16 protein-coding genes are annotated in these 17866 nt (G+C 68.1%); 7 read left to right on the top strand and 9 right to left on the bottom strand.

Features of this window, described 5'->3' with window-relative positions:
- Positions 1–78: 78 nt before the first annotated feature.
- Positions 79–2133, bottom strand: a complete 2055-nt coding sequence (locus OPU66_RS01745; RefSeq protein ID WP_498551864.1) for a PAS domain-containing protein — start codon at positions 2131–2133, stop codon at positions 79–81.
- 205 nt (positions 2134–2338) lie between these two features.
- Here OPU66_RS01745 and OPU66_RS01740 point away from each other — a divergent pair, with 205 nt between their 5' ends.
- Both OPU66_RS01740 and OPU66_RS01735 read left to right on the top strand, forming a co-directional pair.
- The gene (locus OPU66_RS01740) at positions 2339–4435 is read left to right on the top strand and encodes a S9 family peptidase (protein ID WP_498551863.1); all 2097 of its coding nucleotides are present in this window, start codon (positions 2339–2341) and stop codon (positions 4433–4435) included.
- An 11-nt stretch (positions 4436–4446) separates the two neighbouring features.
- Positions 4447–4860 carry an acyl-CoA thioesterase gene (locus OPU66_RS01735; protein ID WP_498551862.1) on the top strand — a complete coding sequence of 138 codons (414 nt, stop codon included), beginning with the start codon at positions 4447–4449 and terminating at the stop codon, positions 4858–4860.
- A gap of 143 nt (positions 4861–5003) precedes the next feature.
- On the opposite strand, the gene OPU66_RS01730 is transcribed toward OPU66_RS01735, so the two are convergent.
- From OPU66_RS01730 to petA, 5 genes are all read right to left on the bottom strand, one after another.
- On the bottom strand, positions 5004–5690 hold the full coding sequence (locus OPU66_RS01730) for an esterase/lipase family protein (protein ID WP_498551861.1): 687 nt from the start codon (positions 5688–5690) through the stop codon (positions 5004–5006).
- Positions 5691–5766: 76 nt separating this feature from the next.
- On the bottom strand, positions 5767–7527 hold the full coding sequence (locus OPU66_RS01725) for a GGDEF domain-containing protein (RefSeq protein ID WP_498551860.1): 1761 nt from the start codon (positions 7525–7527) through the stop codon (positions 5767–5769).
- A 163-nt stretch (positions 7528–7690) separates the two neighbouring features.
- The gene (locus OPU66_RS01720) at positions 7691–8548 is read right to left on the bottom strand and encodes a cytochrome c1 (RefSeq protein ID WP_498551859.1); all 858 of its coding nucleotides are present in this window, start codon (positions 8546–8548) and stop codon (positions 7691–7693) included.
- An 11-nt stretch (positions 8549–8559) separates the two neighbouring features.
- Complete coding sequence (locus OPU66_RS01715) at positions 8560–9870, bottom strand: cytochrome b (protein ID WP_498551858.1); 1311 nt, start codon at positions 9868–9870, stop codon at positions 8560–8562.
- Entirely contained in the window at positions 9867–10442 is a 576-nt protein-coding gene (gene petA / locus OPU66_RS01710) for a ubiquinol-cytochrome c reductase iron-sulfur subunit (RefSeq protein ID WP_498551857.1), read from the bottom strand. Before petA ends, OPU66_RS01715 begins: the two co-directional genes overlap by 4 nt.
- A gap of 167 nt (positions 10443–10609) precedes the next feature.
- Here petA and OPU66_RS01705 point away from each other — a divergent pair, with 167 nt between their 5' ends.
- From OPU66_RS01705 to OPU66_RS01685, 5 genes are all read left to right on the top strand, one after another.
- A complete protein-coding gene (locus tag OPU66_RS01705) occupies positions 10610–11062 on the top strand; it encodes a tRNA (cytidine(34)-2'-O)-methyltransferase (protein ID WP_498551974.1) in 453 nt (150 codons plus the stop codon).
- A gap of 99 nt (positions 11063–11161) precedes the next feature.
- On the top strand, positions 11162–12001 hold the full coding sequence (gene hemF / locus OPU66_RS01700) for an oxygen-dependent coproporphyrinogen oxidase (protein ID WP_498551856.1): 840 nt from the start codon (positions 11162–11164) through the stop codon (positions 11999–12001).
- Positions 11998–12798 (top strand): crotonase/enoyl-CoA hydratase family protein, encoded by an 801-nt coding sequence (locus OPU66_RS01695; RefSeq protein WP_498551855.1) that lies wholly within the window; start codon positions 11998–12000, stop codon positions 12796–12798. The genes hemF and OPU66_RS01695 overlap by 4 nt, the downstream gene beginning before the upstream one ends.
- Positions 12798–13949 carry an acyl-CoA dehydrogenase family protein gene (locus tag OPU66_RS01690; RefSeq protein WP_498551854.1) on the top strand — a complete coding sequence of 384 codons (1152 nt, stop codon included), beginning with the start codon at positions 12798–12800 and terminating at the stop codon, positions 13947–13949. The genes OPU66_RS01695 and OPU66_RS01690 overlap by 1 nt, the downstream gene beginning before the upstream one ends.
- A complete protein-coding gene (locus tag OPU66_RS01685; protein WP_498551853.1) occupies positions 13949–14665 on the top strand; it encodes an acyl-CoA dehydrogenase family protein in 717 nt (238 codons plus the stop codon). Before OPU66_RS01690 ends, OPU66_RS01685 begins: the two co-directional genes overlap by 1 nt.
- 128 nt (positions 14666–14793) lie before the next feature.
- On the opposite strand, the gene OPU66_RS01680 is transcribed toward OPU66_RS01685, so the two are convergent.
- The 3 genes from OPU66_RS01680 to OPU66_RS01670 all read right to left on the bottom strand — a co-directional run bounded on the left by OPU66_RS01680 (position 14794) and on the right by OPU66_RS01670 (position 17792).
- Positions 14794–15075: a hypothetical protein gene (locus OPU66_RS01680; protein ID WP_498551852.1), complete on the bottom strand. Its 282-nt coding sequence runs from the start codon at positions 15073–15075 to the stop codon at positions 14794–14796.
- 372 nt (positions 15076–15447) lie between these two features.
- A complete protein-coding gene (locus OPU66_RS01675) occupies positions 15448–16596 on the bottom strand; it encodes an acyl-CoA dehydrogenase family protein (protein WP_498551851.1) in 1149 nt (382 codons plus the stop codon).
- Positions 16593–17792: a CoA transferase gene (locus OPU66_RS01670; RefSeq protein WP_498551850.1), complete on the bottom strand. Its 1200-nt coding sequence runs from the start codon at positions 17790–17792 to the stop codon at positions 16593–16595. Before OPU66_RS01670 ends, OPU66_RS01675 begins: the two co-directional genes overlap by 4 nt.
- Positions 17793–17866: the final 74 nt, after the last annotated feature.

The following is a 17866-nucleotide window of genomic DNA, read 5'->3' as shown; positions in this document are numbered from 1 at the left end:
AGCGCCGGGCGCGGACTGCGCCCGGTGCAGGGGTCGAACGGCAGGATCGGCCCGCCGTTCCAGCCGTTGCGGCAGCGTTCAGTCGCGATCGAGCGGCAGGGTGAAGACGAACTGCACGCCCCCGCCGGGCGCGTCCTCGACCCAGATGCGGCCGCCATGCGCCTCGATCATCGTCCGGCAGATCGGCAGGCCCAGGCCGGTGCCATTGGCCTTGGTGGTGCGGAACGGCTCGAACAGATTGGCCGCGACATCGGGCGGCAGGCCGGGGCCGCTGTCGGCGACGCCGACGCGAAGCTCGCGCCCAGCAACGCGCGACACCAGCGTCAGCCGGCGCACCGCGCTGTCGGCCATCGCATCGAGCGCATTCTTCATCAGATTGGCGAGCACCTGTTCGATCTGGATCGGATCGCATTCGACGGTGTCGAGCGCCTCATCCAGATCGCGGACCAGCTGAACGCCCTCCGCCTCGGCCCGCGCGCGCAGCGTTTCCCAGGCGCGGCCGATGATCGTGCGCAGCGACACCGGCACGCGCGACACCTCGCCCGACAAAGTGAAACGGCGCATCCGGCGGATGATTTCGGAGGCGCGGCCGATGCTGGCCGCCGCCCCGTCGATCGACGCCATGATCTCGTCCGGCCGCGCATCCGGCCCGCGCGCCATCATCAGCGACGATACGGTCAGATAATTGGTCGCAGAGGCAAGCGGCTGGTTGAGTTCGTGCGCGATGGTGGAGGCAAGCGCCCCCATCGCCGACAGGCGCGACGCCTGGGTGCTGATGTCCTGCGCGGCGCGCAGCTCGGCCTCCATCGCCTTGCGCTCGGTGATGTCGGCCATGATGCCGCGCATCCTGAGCGGCCGGCCGTCGGGCGAGCGTTCGGTGACCGCCCCGCGCGTCACCAGCCAGCGCGGCGCATCGCTGCCGGGGCGGGAGCGGAATTCGAGATCGAACCGATCGCCCGCGCGGCCGGACCAAAGGCTGTTCGACGCCGCATGCACCGCCGCGCGGTCATCGGGATGGACCAGCGCGTCCATGTCCTTCCAGGTGCGGATCTGCGCCATGGCGGCCCCCAGAACGGGCCGGAAGCTTGCAGAAACCTGAAACTCGCCGGTCTGGGCCGACCAGTCCCACGCGCCGAATCCGGCCGCCGTCATCGCCTGTTCCAGCCGCTCCTCGCTGGCATGGAGCGCGGCGAGCGTGCGGCCATGCTCGACCGCGTCCCACAGCCGCTCGCACACCGCGCGGATCGTCGCCAGCTCGACGCTGGTCCAGCGTCGCGGCTGGGCATGATGGACATAGAGCATCGCGATCAGCTGCCCGCCCCTGACCAGCGGCACATCGACAAAGGCGCGCACCTTCACCCGCGCATAGGCCGCCGCCACCCGTGCCTGCTGCGTCCGCGCATCCGCCTGCACATCCTCGACAGTCACAGTGTGGCCCTCGGCCAGCGCATCGAGGAACACGCCCCCGAACCGGTTGAGCGGCCAGCGCCCCGTCATCGGACTGGCATCGCCGGCACGCCATTCCCGGTCGATCGCGAAATGATTGTTCGCAATGTCGATTTCGGCAAAGCCGACGCGCGACACGCCGAGGTGGCGGCCAAGCGCGGCCGAGGCGGCATCGATCATCGCCAGCGGATCGCCGATCAGCTTGAGCCGGTCGTTGAGCGCGAGCAGGAAGCGCGCGCTGAACTCGCTGCCCTTGCGCAGCGAGATGTCGGAAAAAGTCCCCACGCAGCGCAGCGCCCGTCCTTCGGGCGAGCGGCGCAGCACCTGACCGCGCGCCTGCACCCAGATCCAGTCGCCGCTGCGCGTGCGCAGCCGGTGTTCGGAATCGTAATAGGGCTGCTCGCCCTTGAAATGGGCGGTGAGCGCGGCCTGGACGGCGCGGAGATCATCGGGATGGCAAAGTTCGGCCCAGGCGACCGCCGTGTCCGGAATCTCGTCCTGCCGATAGCCGAGCACCTGCGCCCATTGTTCGGAACACCAGGCCGACCCGGTCTGCAGGTCCCAGTCCCACACCCCTTCGCGCGCGCCGACGATCGCCAGATGGCTGCGCACGATGTCAAGGCTGCACGATGCCTCGTCGCTCGGACTGATGACGGTCTTCTCTAGGCTTGCCTGGTTCACGGACATTCGGTCGCCTGCACCTGCCCCTTGCGCGCCGAGGATGGCACGACTGACGGCAAAGACAAGCACCCCGGCCGCCGGCAGAAAACAATTACATTATAGGCGTGCCGCATGGCTTCGCCGTCACTGCCGCCCCCAAATCCCGGCCTCGGACACGCAAATCGGCCCGGCTTGCCTTTTCCTTGCGCGCCCGAACCGCTAACCCGCTGTCATGACCGATCTTCCCCCGCCGCCGCGCGCGGCCGTGCGCCCGACGACCGTCACCCATCACGGCGTCTCGATCGAAGACCCCTATGCCTGGCTGCGCGACCCCGGCTATCCGGAGGTCGGCGATCCCGAAATCCTCGCCTATCTGGAGGCGGAAAACGCCTATTTCGAGGCCGCGATGGCGGGCCGTCAGGGGCTGGTCGACACGATCTTTGCCGAGCTGAAAGGCCGCATCAAGGAAGATGACAGCTCGGTGCCGCAGCGTGACGGCGCCTATTGGTATTGGCGGTCGTTCGACACCGGTGCCCAATATCGCAAATGGTGGCGCGCGCCGGCCGCCGGCAACCCCGCCCGCCCGCGCACCGGGGCGGAGCTGGCGCATGCCGAACTGATCCTCGACGAGCCGGCGCTGGCGGAGGGCAAGCCCTATTTCCGCCTTGGCGGCATGGACATCAGCCCCGATGACCGGCTGCTCGCCTATGCGGTCGACGACAGCGGGGCCGAGCGTTTCACCATCCGCATCAAGGATCTGACCACCGGCGCGCATCTGGACGAGGTGATCGAAGGGACGCTGGGCGGGTTCCTGTTCGCGGGCGATGGCCAGTCGCTGCTCTACGGGCTGGTCAACGAACATTGGCGGATCGATGTCGCCAAGCTCCACCGGCTGGGCACGCCGGTGGCCGAGGATATCGAAATCTACGGCGAGGCGGATCAGGGCTTTCAGGTCGGTCTGGGCCTCACCCAGTCGCGGCGGTTCATCCTGGTGTCGACCGGCGACCATGTGACCAGCGAGATCCGGCTGATCCCCTATGCCGATCCGCTGGCGCAGCCGATCCTGGTCGCGCCGCGCCTGCCAAATCGCGAATATGACGTGGAAGAACATGATGATAGACTGTTCATCCGCACCAATGACACGCACCCCAATTTCCGCCTCGTCACCGCGCCGCTGACCGCGCCCGGCGACTGGCAGGAGCTGCTGCCGGCATCGGCCGATTTCTATCTGACCGACGTCACCTGCTTTGCCGACTGGTTCGTGGTCGAAGGGCGCGAGCATGGCCTCGACCGCATCCGCATCCATGATTATCGCGGCGGCGCGGCGCATCAGATCGCCTTTCCCGAAGCCAGCTATACGGCCGGGCTGGACGACAATCCCGAATACCGGACGCCGGTGCTGCGGCTTGCCTATGAATCGATGGTCACGCCGGGCACGGTGATCGACTATGACGTTGCCGCGCAAACCCGCGACATCCTGAAAGTGCAGGAGATTCCATCGGGTTACGACCCCTCGCTCTATGCGACCGAGCGGCTGGAGATCGTCGCGCGCGACGGGGTGCGGGTGCCGGTGTCGATCGTCTATCGCCGGGATTATCCGCGCGACGGATCGGGGGCGCTCTACCTCTACGGCTATGGCGCTTACGGGCTGGCGATGGAGCCGGGCTTCGGCATCGGCCGGTTCAGCCTGCTCGATCGCGGCATGGCCTTTGCCATCGCCCATATCCGGGGCGGCGACGACCTTGGCCAGCAATGGTATCTAGACGGCAAACTCACGAAAAGGACGAATACGTTCAACGACTTCGTCGATGTCGCCAAGGGCCTTGCAGAGGCCGGCTGGACGCGGCCGGGGCGCATCGCCATCGCCGGCGGATCGGCGGGCGGCGAGCTGATGGGCGCGGTCATGAATCAGGCCCCCGAGCTATGGGGCGCGGTGGCCGCGCATGTGCCGTTCGTCGATGTGCTCAACACGATGCTCGATCCCGATCTGCCGCTGACCCCCGGTGAATGGCCGGAATGGGGCAATCCGATCGAGGACGAGGCGGCGTTCCACCTGATCCTCAGCTACAGCCCCTATGACAATGTCGCACCGCGCGCCTATCCGCCGCTGCTGATCACCGCCGGGCTCAACGATCCGCGCGTCACCTATTGGGAACCGGCCAAATGGGCGGCCCGGCTGCGCGCGACCAAGACCGACGATAACATCCTGCTTTTGAAGACGAATATGGGCGCGGGCCATGGCGGCAAATCGGGCCGGTTCGAAAGCCTGAGGGAGACGGCGGAGGAGTTCGCCTTCATCCTGTGGCAGCTCGGGCTGGACCGGGGCTGAGGCGCGCGGCCATGCGCTTCACTTGCGAAATCACGCCCCAGCCGGCCGATATCGACGAGCTGGGGCATGTGAACAATGCCGTCTGGGTGCGCTGGCTCCAGCATGTCGCCACCACCCATTGGCAGGCGGCGGCCGATCCCGCCCATGTCGATGCCTATATCTGGGTCGTGCTGCGGCATGAGATTGATTATCTTGGCAATATGACCGCCGATGAGGTGGCGCAGGGCTTGCGCGTGCGCGCCGAAACCTGGGTGGGCGACGCGCCGCGCGGGGCGAAGTTCGACCGGTTTGTCGAGTTTTTCGGCCCTGACGGTCAGGTCAAGGCCCGGGCCCGGACGGTCTGGGCGATCATCGACCGGGCCACCGGCCGCGCCATCCGCGTTCCGCGCGACGTGGCGGCACGCTTCGCGCCATTCACCGGTTAGAGCGGTTTCCGATCCGATTGCATCGGATCGGCCGCTCTAGCCCTTTGATTTACCGCATTTTCCGAGTCGCCGGGTGATTCAACCCGGCTTGAAAATGCTCTAAGCGGTCGGCGGCGCGCGCGCCTGCCATTCGCCTTTCGCGTTCAGGCCAGCGCGTCGATCACCGCGCGGATTGCCTCGGGCGCGAACACCATTTCGATATGGCCGCAGCCAATCTCAACCGCCCGGTCGGACGCGCCGCGCGCGGCATGGCCGGCGACGATGCCGTCCTGCCGCGACCAGATCGCCACGGTTTCGACCGGCGGCTTTTCCTCGAGCGTGCAGGCGAGCGGCGGCGCATCGACCGGATGGCCGGCCACCCATTCATAGACGCGCCAGACATTGTTGTTGCGGCGCGGATCGCCGCAGATCGGGCTGCCCAGCGTCACCACCTGCGCCACCGCAGCTGGCGCGCGCTTGGCATATTCGCGCGCAATCAGCCCACCAAGGCTCCAGCCGACCAGCGCCACCGGCTCGCCGCGCCCGATCTGGGCGATGCGCGCGTCGATTGCCGCCATCACATCGTCGCGCAGCCCGAGATTGCGCCCCCGCCCCCAGCCATGGGCGCGAAACCCGGCCGCGGCGAGGCCAAGGCGCAATGGCCGCGTCGACCCGTCAGAGGCAAGAAAGCCCGGAATCACCAGCACGGGCCGGCCGCGCCCGACCTGCCGAGCGCGCGGCATGGCCGGCGATGCGAGGCGGCGGGGATTGACCACCGTCCGCAGTTCGCGTGCCAGCATCGCCCAACCGGGCGCGCGCGCTTCGACAAGGTGCGGGGCAGTTCGCATCATGAGGATATATGACGATTTGGTGACACGCGCAAGCAAGCCTCTCAACTTGCCGTCACAAGTCGTTGGTTTGATGCGATTATGCAGCAGCGCGCTGGCGCCCTGGCCGGTCCTCCGGCCGTGCCAGCGCGACGCGGTTCCGCCCCTCGTCCTTGGCGCGGTAGAGGGCGCGGTCAGCCTCAAGCACCAGCATGTCGAGGCTGGAGAGCGCGCCGGCGGCAACGCCGATGCTGATCGTCACGCTCGGCAGCAGCGATTCGGGGTCGAAGCTCGACACCACCGAGGCGCGGATGCGTTCGGCAAGCGTCGCGGCGCGGGCGAGATCATGCCCGGTGAGCGCGACCAGAAACTCTTCACCGCCATAGCGCGCGACGATCGCCCCGGCCCCCGAAACGCGGGCGACATGATCGGCGACATGCTGGAGGATCTGGTCGCCCGTGCCATGGCCGTAACGGTCGTTGACGCGCTTGAAATGATCGATGTCGATGGCGAGCAGACCGAGCAGCGACTCCGGGGCCAGGCCGAGCGCCGCGCGGTCGAGCGCCTCGCGAAAACCGCGCCGGTTGGCAAGGCCGGTGAGCATGTCGGTCTGCGCCTGCTGCTCCAGCGCCTGATGCCGCTCCAGCGCGCGCTCATTCTCCAGCCGCAACTGGCGGATGCGGCCCGCGACCGGCAGCGACAGGATCAGGCATTCAAGCGTCATCACCGCCAGCAGCAGCGCATCGGGCAGCTGATCGGGCTGGATGATGCCCATGCTGCGCAGCGGATAGAGGAACGACACGATCAGCGGCAGCGTCCAGCCGGCAAGCAGCGTCAGCGCGGACGGATAACGCCGGATGCAGCCGGTCAGAACCAGCACCGCCGTCGCAACCAGCGTGTTAGACGCCGCCAGATTGGCCAGCATGGCCGCTCCGGCAAGCTGGTCATCGGGTGCCAGCGCATAGAGCAGGGCGGTCACCGCCGATCCCAGCGCCGCCAGGAACGCCCAGCGCCGCTGCCAGCCCGGCAGCGCCACGCGTTCGATGTAGGTGACGACAAAACTGATGCCGGTCCCTGCCGCCATCGCCATGGTGAAGCCGAGGATCCGGGAGATCGTGCCGGCATCGAGCCACGGCGCGATCACCCGCACCAGCCCGGAATAGCAGATCGCATAGCCGAGCATCAGCCCGACATGGGCGCAGTAGATCAGCTGGAACCGCCGCCGGATCGCGAAAAACAGCGACGAATGGAACAGGATGGTGAGCAGCAACATGCCCACGCCCGCCCCGAAGATCAGCGCCCGGTTGCGATCATAGCTCGAAAACTCAAGCGCCGACATCAGCCAGGGGGAGCGGACATAGGTGGTGCCGACCGCCGCCTCGAGCCGGACGACCACGCGCGTGACACGGGCGTCGAGCAGCGCGGGCAGCGACATATAGCCGGCGGTTCCCCAGGCCCGGTCGGGGTCCGCCGGATCATAATGGACATGAACGTGCCCGCCATTTTCGCCGAACAGCCACGCATCGACCGACCGGCTGCGATGATTGTCGATCATCAGTCGCCAGCTGCGCGGATAGCGCGCGGATTGATTGAGCGGAACGCGATACGCGACCCATGTCGTCCCGACCGCAGAGTGCGGCGCAGGCTGATCGCAGCGGCCGAGCAGCGGCAGCATCTGGGCGATATCCAGCCCAGCGGGGGCAAGCAGGCGGCAGGTCTCGATCAGCGTCACCGGCCCGGTGCGCGGGGGTGGCGCATTGGCGGGCACGGCCGCCGCCGGCCCCGCGGGCACGGCGAGGCAAGCCAGCACCAGCGCCAGCCAGCCACACGCCGCCGCGAATCTCGCACCAAGTCCACCCACGCGGCGGACCCTAGCCAAAAAGTCGTTAGCGCCGCTTAAACGGCGTTTGTTCCGGCCGTATCCGAAAGGCCCGCCACCCGGCGGCAGGGCCGAACCGCGTAAGAAAAGGGCGGCGAACCCGGAAAGGTCCGCCGCCCTGTTCGGTTCGGTCGTGATCAGCCGATCAGCCGGCGACCGGCGCGCCCTTCTTGTCCGCCCAGATATTCTGGTACGACATGTAGGCGAGCACGGTGAACACCAGCAGGAAGATCATCACCGCCAGACCGGTCGAATGCCGGTTTTCCAGCTTCGGCTCGGCCGTCCAGGTGAGGAACGCCGACACGTCCTTCGCCATCTGATCGACCGTCGCCTTGGTGCCATCGGCATAGGTGACCTGATCGTCGCTGGCGATCGGCGGCGGCATGGCGATGTTGAGGTTGGCGAAATAGGGGTTGTAGTACAGACCGTCAGGCGTCTTCACGTCCGGGAACTTCTTCAGAAGCTCGGCGGGCTGGTCCTGATAGCCGGTCAGCAGCGAGTAGATATAGTTGCCGCCGTCGTGACGGGCCTTGGCCATCAGCGACAGATCGGGCGGCAGCGCATTGTTGTTCGCCGCCCGCGCCGCGACCTCGTTGGGATACGGGGTCGGGAAACGGTCGGACGCCAGATTCTTGCGCGTCGCCGGTTCGCCGGTTTCCGGGTTCACCGACGGGGTCTGCACCGCCCATTGTTCGGCAATCGCCTTCACCTCGGCTTCGGAATAGCCGAGGTCCGCAAGATTGCGGAACGACACATATTTCAGCGAGTGGCAGCCCGAGCAGACTTCCTTATAGACCTGGAAGCCGCGCTGGAGCTGGGCGCGGTCGAACTTGCCCATCGGGCCGTCGCTCGACAGGCCGGCGCTGCGCGGATGCTTGTGGAACAGCTTTTCAGCCGTCACGGGCTTGCCGTCGCGCGCGAAGCTGACGGCACCCGTGATGACGGACACGAGCAGGACCAGGCAGAAGCCGAGTCCGACCAGAAATGCGATCAAACGAGCCATTTTTGTCTTCCTTACTCGGCCGGCTGCGGCGCGCCGAAGGTGCCGCCCGCGCCAAGCGGGGCCGATTCCTGTCCCTTGCCCTTGAGCACCGCTTCGGTGATCGAGTTGGGCAGCGGCAGCGGCCGCTCGATCGCCGAGACGATCGGCAGGATGATCAGGAAATGCGCGAAGTAATACATCGACGCGATCTGCGAGATGATCACATACGGCTCTTCCGCCGGCGCGCCGCCGCAATAGCCGAGCACCAGAATGTCGACCACCAGCACCCAGAAGAAGGGCTTGTAGAGCGGCCGGTAGCTGGTCGAACGCACGGGCGAGCGGTCGATGAGCGTCAGGAAGAACAGCAGGATGATCGAGCCGAACATCGCGACCACGCCCAGCAGCTTGGCCGGCAGGATGAAGTCGACGGTGAAGGCGCGCAGGATCGCGTAGAACGGCCAGAAATACCATTCAGGCACGATATGGGCCGGGGTCGAGAGCGGGTTCGCTTCGATGTAATTGTCCGGATGGCCGAGGAAGTTCGGCGCAAAGAACACCATCGCGCAATAAGCGAGCAGGAACACGCCGACGCCGAAACCGTCCTTCGCCGTGTAATAGGGGTGGAACGGCACGGTGTCCGACGCCTGCTTCACTTCAACGCCGGTCGGGTTCGACGAACCCGGGATGTGCAGCGCCCAGATCTTGAGGATCACGACGCCCGCGATCACGAACGGCAGCAGATAGTGCAGCGAGAAGAAGCGGTTGAGCGCCGCATTGTCCGGCGCAAAGCCGCCCAGCAGCCAGATCTGGATCGGCTCGCCGACCAGCGGGATTGCCGAGAACAGGCCGGTGATGACCTTGGCACCCCAGAAGCTCATCTGCCCCCAGGGGAGCACATAGCCCATGAACGCCGTCGCCATCATCAGCAGGAAGATGACGAGGCCGAGCAGCCACACCATCTCGCGCGGGGCCTTGTAGGATCCGTAATACAGCCCGCGGAAAATGTGGATGTAGACGACGATGAAGAAGAAGCTCGCGCCATTGGCGTGCATGTAGCGGATCAGCCAGCCGGCATTCACGTCGCGCATGATGTGCTCGACCGAGTCGAACGCGACCAGGCCGTTGGCGGCGAAATGCATCGCCAGCACGATGCCGGTGATGATCTGGATGCCCAGCGCCAGGCCCGAAAGCACGCCGAAGTTCCAGAAATAATTGAGGTTGCGCGGCACCGGATAGCCGCCGCCGACCGCGTTGTAGACGAGCCGCGGCAGGGGCAGCCGCTCGTCCAGATACTTCATGAGCGGATGCTTCGGCTCATACTGCTTTGCCCAGGGAAAGCTCATGCTGCAGCTCCCACTTCGATGACGGTGTCAGACCGGAACACATAGTCCGGCACTTCGAGATTCTTCGGCGCCGGGCCTTTGCGGATGCGGCCGGCGGAATCGTAGTGCGAGCCGTGGCAGGGGCAGAAATAGCCCCCGAACTCGCCCTTATTCTCGCCCTCGGCGGCCCCCAGCGGCACGCAGCCCAGATGGGTGCACACGCCAAGCGTGACCAGCCACTGTTCCTTGCCCGGCTTGGTGCGGTCAGCCAGCGTCTGCGGATCGCGCAGCGTGTCGGCCGCAACCTTGTTGGCGGCAGCGATCTCTTCGGCCGTCAGGTGACGGACGAAGAGCGGCTGTTTTCGGTAAATGGCCTTGATCGATTGCCCCGGCTGGATCTGCGACAGATCCACCTCAGTCGAGGCGAGCGCGAGGACGTCGGCGGCCGGGTTCATCTGGTTGACCAGCGGCGCGACGAACGCGGCCCCGCCGACACCGGCGAACGCAACGGCGGCAATGTTGATGAAATCGCGACGGCGATGCCCTTCGGGGGCGAGCGCCTCATCGCTGTGCGTTTGCTCAATCGTGGCCATGGTCTGCCTTTTTGTCGCGAAACCCCGAGCGCGAACGAACCGGGAGCGGAATAGGCCTGGCTTCCCATAGCTCGCGCCGCCGGGGCATACCCCCGGCTAAAGGGGCCAATAGCGCCGTTTGTTTAACTTGCAAACAGGATGTTCTCCGGGCTTTTACGGGGGCCATGATCCGCCTTGCCCTGTTCCAGCCCGACATCCCCGGCAATGTCGGCGCAGTGCTGCGCACGGCTGCCTGCCTTGGCGTCGCAGTCGATCTGATCGAACCGATGGGCTTTGTCTGGCACGAACCGCGCGTGCGCCGCGCGGTGATGGACTATTTCGACCATGTGCAGGTGACGCGCCATGCCGACTGGAACGCCTTTCTGGCAACGGTCGGCGCGGCCCGGCTGGTGGTGATGGCGGCGCGCGGCAGCGTGCCGGTGGCCGAGGCCGGGTTCCGCCCCGACGACATCTTGCTGATGGGCAGCGAAAGCGCCGGCGCACCCGCTTATGTGCATGAACGCGCCGATCTGCGCGTGCGCATCCCGATCCGCCCCGGCCTCAGGTCGCTCAACCTGTCGGTCGCCGCCGCCATCGCCGCGGCCGAGGCATTGCGCCAGACCGGCACCGGGCCGGGCTGACCAGATCCGGCGCGCATGGCCGGCTTCGGGCTTGACCCGGTACCCGCCCCCGGCCCACCTTGCCGCGCAACGATTTGATCAAAAGGGGGAACGGCACGCGTGCAACTGGATGAACAGCAACAGGCGGCGCGGGCCTGGTTCGAAAGCCTGAGGGACCGGATCTGCGCGACGTTCGAGGCGATCGAGCGCGAGGCCGGATCCGATGCCAGCTTTTCCTACACCGCCTGGGACCGGCACGATCCCGACGGCACGCCCGGCGGCGGCGGCGTTCAGGGGCTGATGAAGGGCCGGGTGTTCGAAAAGGTCGGCGTCAACGTGTCGACCGTCGGCGGCCGGTTCGAGGGTGAGTTTGGCAAGACCATTCATGGCGCGGGCGACGATCCGCGCTTTTTTGCAACCGGCATCAGCCTGGTGGCGCACATGGCCAATCCGCATGTGCCGGCGGTGCACATGAACACGCGCTTCCTGCGCACGACGCGGCAATGGTTCGGCGGCGGCGCGGACCTCAATCCGCCGCTGCCCAAGGACGGGGATACCGCCGATTTCCACGCCCGGCTGAAGGCGGCGTGCGACGCGCATGACCCCGGCTATTATGACCGGTTCCGCAAATGGGCCGACGACTATTTCTACATCCCGCACCGCGGCGTGCATCGCGGCGTGGGCGGGATTTTCTACGACCATCTGGAGGGCGATTTTGACCGCGATTTCGCCTTCACCCGCGCCGTCGGCGAGGCGTTTCTCGATATCTATCCGCAGCTTGTCCGCCGCCGGATGAACGATGCGTGGGACGCGGCCGACCGCGAGGCGCAGCTTGTCTGGCGCGGCCGCTATGCCGAGTTCAACCTGGTCTATGACCGGGGCACGCTGTTCGGGCTGAAGACCGGCGGCAATATCGACGCGATCCTGATGAGCCTGCCGCCCGAGGCGAAATGGCCATGACCGGCCCGCTGCTGGTCGCGCGCGACGGCGCGGTCGTCACGCTGACGCTCAACCTGCCCGACAAGCGCAACCCGGTGTCGGAACCCGAGATGGTCGAGGCGCTGGTCGACGCGCTCGAGGCCGCGGACCGCGACATCGGCGTGCGCGCGGTGATCCTGACCGGGGCGGGCAGCGCCTTTTCCTCGGGCGGCGATCTGCGCGCGATGCAGTCGGGCACCGGGCTGCGCGCCGCCCTGCCGGCGGAAACGCGCCGCCGCTACCGCGCCGGCATCCAGCGGCTGCCGCTGTTGTTCCATGCGCTCGAAGTGCCGGTGATCGCCGCCGTCAACGGCCCGGCGATCGGCGCGGGGCTGGACCTGGCGTGCATGTGCGACATCCGCATCGCCGCCGATACGGCGGTGTTTGCCGAAAGCTTTGTCAGGGTGGGCATCGTGCCCGGCGATGGCGGGGCGTGGCTGCTGCCGCGGATCATCGGCTTTTCGCGCGCGACCGAGCTGGCGCTGACCGGCGAGACGGTGGGCGCCGCCGAGGCGCTGGCGATGGGGCTGGTGTCGCGGGTGGTGCCGGGCGATGCGCTGCTCGATGCCGCGCGCGCGGTCGCGGCCAAGATCGCCGCCAACCCGCCCCAGGCGGTGCGGATGACCAAGAGGCTGCTGCGCGAAGGGCAGACGGCGACGCTGCCGGCGCTGCTCGACCTGTCGGCGGCGATGCAGGCGCTGGCGCACGCGACCGCCGATCATGACGAAGCGGTCGATGCCTTTCTCGCCAAGCGGACGCCGCGTTTCGAGGGCGGCTGATGTTCGACACATTGCGGTTCACGCCGCTGCCCGAGGCGGCCGAGGCGCTGCGCCCGCGCGTGCAGGCGCTGATCGCCCGGCATGTCGCCCCCCTGCCCGCCAGCGCGCGCATCCGCAGCTGGCTGGCCGCCGACCGCGATTTCAGCCGGGCGATGGGGCAAGCCGGGCTGCTCGGCCTGACGCTGCCGGTTGCCTATGGCGGGGCGGGGCTTGATGCCTTTGCCCGCTATGTGGTGGTCGAAGAGCTGTTGGCGGCGGGCGCGCCGGTCGGGCTGCACTGGATCGCCGACCGGCAGAGCGCGCTGATGATCCTCGCCCATGGCAGCGAGGCGCAGCGCCAGCGCCATCTGTCCGCCATCTGCCGGGGCGAATCCTTTTTCGCCATCGGCATGAGCGAGCCGGAATCGGGATCGGACCTCGCCTCGGTGCGGACGCGCGCGGTGCGCCAGCCCGATGGCAGCTGGCGGCTGAGCGGGCAGAAGATCTGGACGACCAACGCCCAGCATTGCGACCAGATGATCGCGCTGGTCCGCACCTCGGGCGACAGCGGCGACCGGCAGCGCGGCCTGTCGCAGATGCTGATCGACCTCAGCCTGCCCGGCATCACCATCCGCCCGATCGCCGATGCGACCGGGCATGAGGATTTCAACGAACTGTTCTTCGACGATGTCGCCCTGCCCGCCGACGCACTGCTGGGGCGCGAGGGCGAGGGCTGGACCCAGGTCAATGCCGAGCTGGCGTTCGAGCGGTCGGGGCCGGAGCGCATCTGGTCGAGCGCGGTGCTGCTCGACCAGTGGATCGCCCATGTCGCGCGCCACCCCGCCGATCCGGCACGCACCCGGCTGGCGGGGCGGCTGACCGCAGAGCTGGCGGCGCTGCGCGCGCTGTCGGTCGCGGTCACCGCGCGGCTGGTGGCGGGCGAGGAACCGGCGGTCGAGGCGGCGCTGCTCAAGGATCTGGGCACCGGCTTTGAACAGTCGGTGCCGACGCTGGTCGCCGATGATCTGGCGGCGCGCCCGGACGAGCCGGTGGGTGCCGAACTGTCGGCGACGCTGTTCCACGCGCTCGCCATCGCCCCGGCCTATTCGCTGCGCGGCGGCACGCGCGAAATCCTGCGCGGCATCATCGCCCGCGCGCTGGGGGTCAGGTGATGGATCTGCTCGGCCCGTTTGAACGGCTGCTCGATGCCCATGCCCGTGACGGGCTGGAGGAGGCGCTCGACGCCGCCGGCTATCTCGACCTGCTGGTGCCCGGCGTCGGTCCGGGGCTGGACGAGGCAGCGCCGCTGCTGCGCGCGCTCGGCCGCCGGGGGATCGACCTGCCGCTTGGCCAGACGATGGCGGCGCGGGCCGCCGCGCCTGCCGCCCCCGATCGGGCGCTGCTTGCCGTGCTCGCCGCCAACGAGATTGCCGGCGGCGGCGAGGCGCTGCTCGACATGTGCCTTGCCCATGCGACGACGCGGCGGCAGTTCGGCCGCCCCATCGGCCAGTTTCAGGCCGTCCAGCATCAGCTGGCGCAGCTGGCCGAGCAGGTGGTGCTGGTGCGCGTGGCGGCGGAGGCCGCGTGCCGCGCCGGCCCGCTGCCGCCCGCGCCACTGGCGGCGATGGCGAAGACGGTGGCAAGCGCCGCCGTGCCGGTGATGACCGGCATCGCCCATGCCGTGCACGGCGCAATCGGCATCACCCGCGATTTTCCGCTGCACCGCATCACCGGGCGGCTGCACCGGCTGCGCATGGCGGCGGGCAGCGAAAGCTTCTGGGCGGAACAGCTGGGCGCGGCGCGGCTGGCGGCGGCACGGCTGGGGGAGACCGGGGCCGACGCGCCGGGCGCATCGCTCGGCTTTGTGCGGGCGGTGCTGGGCGGCTGAAGCTGGTCATGCCGCCGGGTGGTCCCATCCGGTGGCCCGGGCATACCAAAAGGCCCGCCCGGACATCTCCGGGCGGGCCTTTTTGTCGGGCGCGGTCCGCCGCTGCGGTGCAGCAGGCGGGCGGCGGCTCAGCCCTTCAGGCGGCCGATCTCGCGACGCGTGAGGCTGGTGACGACGCGGCCGTCTTCGACCTTCAGCTGGTCCCAGCCGATGGTCACGAAATGATCCTTGTAGATCACCTTGACCCACTTCTGCTCGGCGACGCGGTTGATCAGGCCGACGCGCTTGCCTTCGGCATCATAAAGCGGGGTGTCGGCGGCGATGGCACCGTCCTGGGCGAAAGCCGGCGCGGCCGAAACGAAGGCCGGAGCAGCAGCGATCAGGGCAAAAGCGAGAAAAGCAGGCTTCATCGTTCGGTTTCCTTTGCGAAACGGGACTGGAGCGGGACGAGCCGGCCCGGCACCGCCCTTTTGCGGACAAACACGCGCCGATTCCGCATCCTCGTGACGGCCCGGAAGGCCATCGTCCCGGCGGACTTTGCGCCCGCTCGTCTCTTGTCATCGCCCGGCAGGCGGCCGCCCGCCGGTCGCGGCGCGCCGACCGGGCTGACCCGGCCGAATCGCCTGTTGCATCGCAGCATAGGTTGCGACCCGCAACCCGTCTAGTCCCACGCTTACGTAAAGGTCAAGCCGATTCGTTACGCCATGGTGGCGGCGGGTCCGCCCCACCCCGCCCTGACGCGGCTGCCGGGCCACCGCGCAATCAACCAAGCTCAGAAAAGTCTAATAGCTGCGCGGCAGGCCCAGCACATGTTCGGCGACATAAGCGAGGATCATGTTCGTGCTGATCGGCGCGACCTGATAGAGCCGCGTCTCGCGGAACTTGCGCTCGACATCATATTCGGCGGCAAAGCCGAAGCCGCCATGCGTCTGTACACAGGCCTCGCCCGCCGCCCAGCTCGCCTCCGACGCCAGCAGCTTGGCCATGTTCGCCTCCTCGCCGGCATTCTCGCCCGCCTCGTAGCGGGCGATCCCCGATGCGACCATCAGCTCGGCCGCGCGCATCTGCGCATAGGCGCGGGCGATGGGGAATTGGACGCCCTGATTCTGGCCGATCGGCCGCCCGAACAGCTGCCGCTCGCGCGCATAGGCGGTGGCGCGGGCGATGAACCATTTGGCGTCGCCGATGCATTCCGCCGCGATCAGCAGCCGTTCGGCATTCATCCCCGACAGGATGTAGCGAAACCCCTGCCCTTCCTCGCCGACCAGGCTCGATGCCGGCACGCGCAGCCCATCGAAAAACACCTCGGTCGTCGAATGATTCATCATCGTCTCGATCGGGCGGATGGTCAGGCCGTTGCCGATCGCAGCGCGCATGTCGATCAGGAATACCGACAGGCCGTCGGTTTTGCGCGCCACCTGATCGCGCGGCGTCGTCCGCGCCAGCAGCAGCATCAGGTCGCTATGCTCGGCCCGGCTGGTCCAGATCTTCTGGCCGTCGATCACATAGTCATCGCCCTCGCGCCGCGCCGTGGTGCGCAGCGCCAGCGTGTCGGTGCCGCTGGTCGGTTCGGTCACGCCAAAGGCCTGAAGGCGCAGTTCGCCGCGCGCGATCTGCGGCAGATACTGGGCCTTTTGCGCCTCCGATCCGTGGCGCAGCAGCGTGCCCATGATGTACATCTGGGCATGGCAGGCAGCACCATTGCACCCCTGGGCCTGGATTTCCTCAAGGATCGCCGCCGCGCCCGACAGCGGCAGCCCGGCCCCGCCATAGGCTTCGGGAATCAACGCGGCGAGATAGCCGGCATCGCTCAGCGCCTGCACAAACTCGGTCGGATAGGCGCGGGCGCGGTCCTTTTCGCGCCAATATTCGCCGGGAAAGCCGGCGCACAGCTTCGCCACTTCGGCGCGGATCGCCGCATGGTCGGTCATCCAATCACCCCTTTTTCACGCAAATCCGCCAGCTCGCGGCCCGACAGGCCCAGCCGCGACGCCAGCACGGTGTCGGTATCGGCCCCCAGCACCGGGGCCGGGCGCGGCGCGGCGCGCGGGGCATCGGCCATCGCGCCGAATGCGCCAGCCGCCGGATAGTCCAGCCCGCTCGGATTGGCGGCGGCGCCGAACATGGGATTGGCGGTGACCAGCGCCGGGTCGGCCGCCGCCTCGATCATCGTCTGATAGCCGCCCCAGCACGCCCCCGCCGCCTCCAGCGCCGGGATCAGCCGGTCGGCGGTCATCGTCGCCACCGCCGCCTCGACCAGCGGATAGAGCGCATCGCGGTGCGCATAGCGCAGCCCCTCGTCGCGCGCGAAGCTGACGCCGCGCGCCGCCTCGACCGCGGCGACCTGATCGCCCAGCCCGAGCACCGCGACCAGCCCCGTCCATTGCCGGGGGGTGATCGCCATCAGCATCAGCCTTTTGCCATCGGCGGTCACGAAATCGCGCCCGAACGCGCCGAACACGTCATTGCCGATGCGCGGCCGGTTCGCGCCGGTGGTCAGCACCTCGGCCAGCATTCCCAGATTGGCGATGGTGCCGGTCGCCACATCCTGCAGCGGCACGCGCATTTCACCGCCCTGCCCGGTCGCATCGCGGTGGCGCAGCGCCGCCAGCATCGCAAAGGCGGCATAGGCCCCGGTCAGCAGATCCCAGGCCGGCAGCACATGATTGACCGGCGCATCGCCCAGATCGGCCGGGCCGGTGATCTGCGGAATGCCGACCGCGGCATTGACCGTGTAATCAAGCGCAGGGCCGCCATCGGCGCGGCCCATCACGCGGACGGTGACCAGATCGGGCCGCCGCGCCGCCAGCGGGGCATGGGCCAGAAAGCCGGTTGCGGGAAAATTGGTCAGGAACTGGCCGGTCGCCACCACCAGCGCCTGCAACAGCTCGCGCCCCGCCGGCTGGCCGAGATCGAGCGCGACCGACGCCTTGGCGCGGTTGAGATTTTCCCAATAGAGGCTGTCGCCGCCCGGGCTTTGCGGCCAGCGCCGGAAATCCGGCCCGCCGCCCAGCTGGTCGACGCGGATCACCTCCGCCCCCATCTGGGCCAGATAAAGCCCTGCGGTCGGCGAGGCGACGAAAGACGACGCCTCGATGACCGTCAGGCCCGCCAGCAACGCTGTCATCGGCGCCCTCATCCCGCATGTCCTCGCTGCGCCGATGCGCGGCGGGGCCGGTCAGCCGCCGGCGACGCCCTTCA

The sequence above is a fragment of the Sphingomonas sp. URJC2 genome (assembly GCF_059803575.1).
This window is presented reverse-complemented; position numbering and strand designations above follow the sequence as displayed.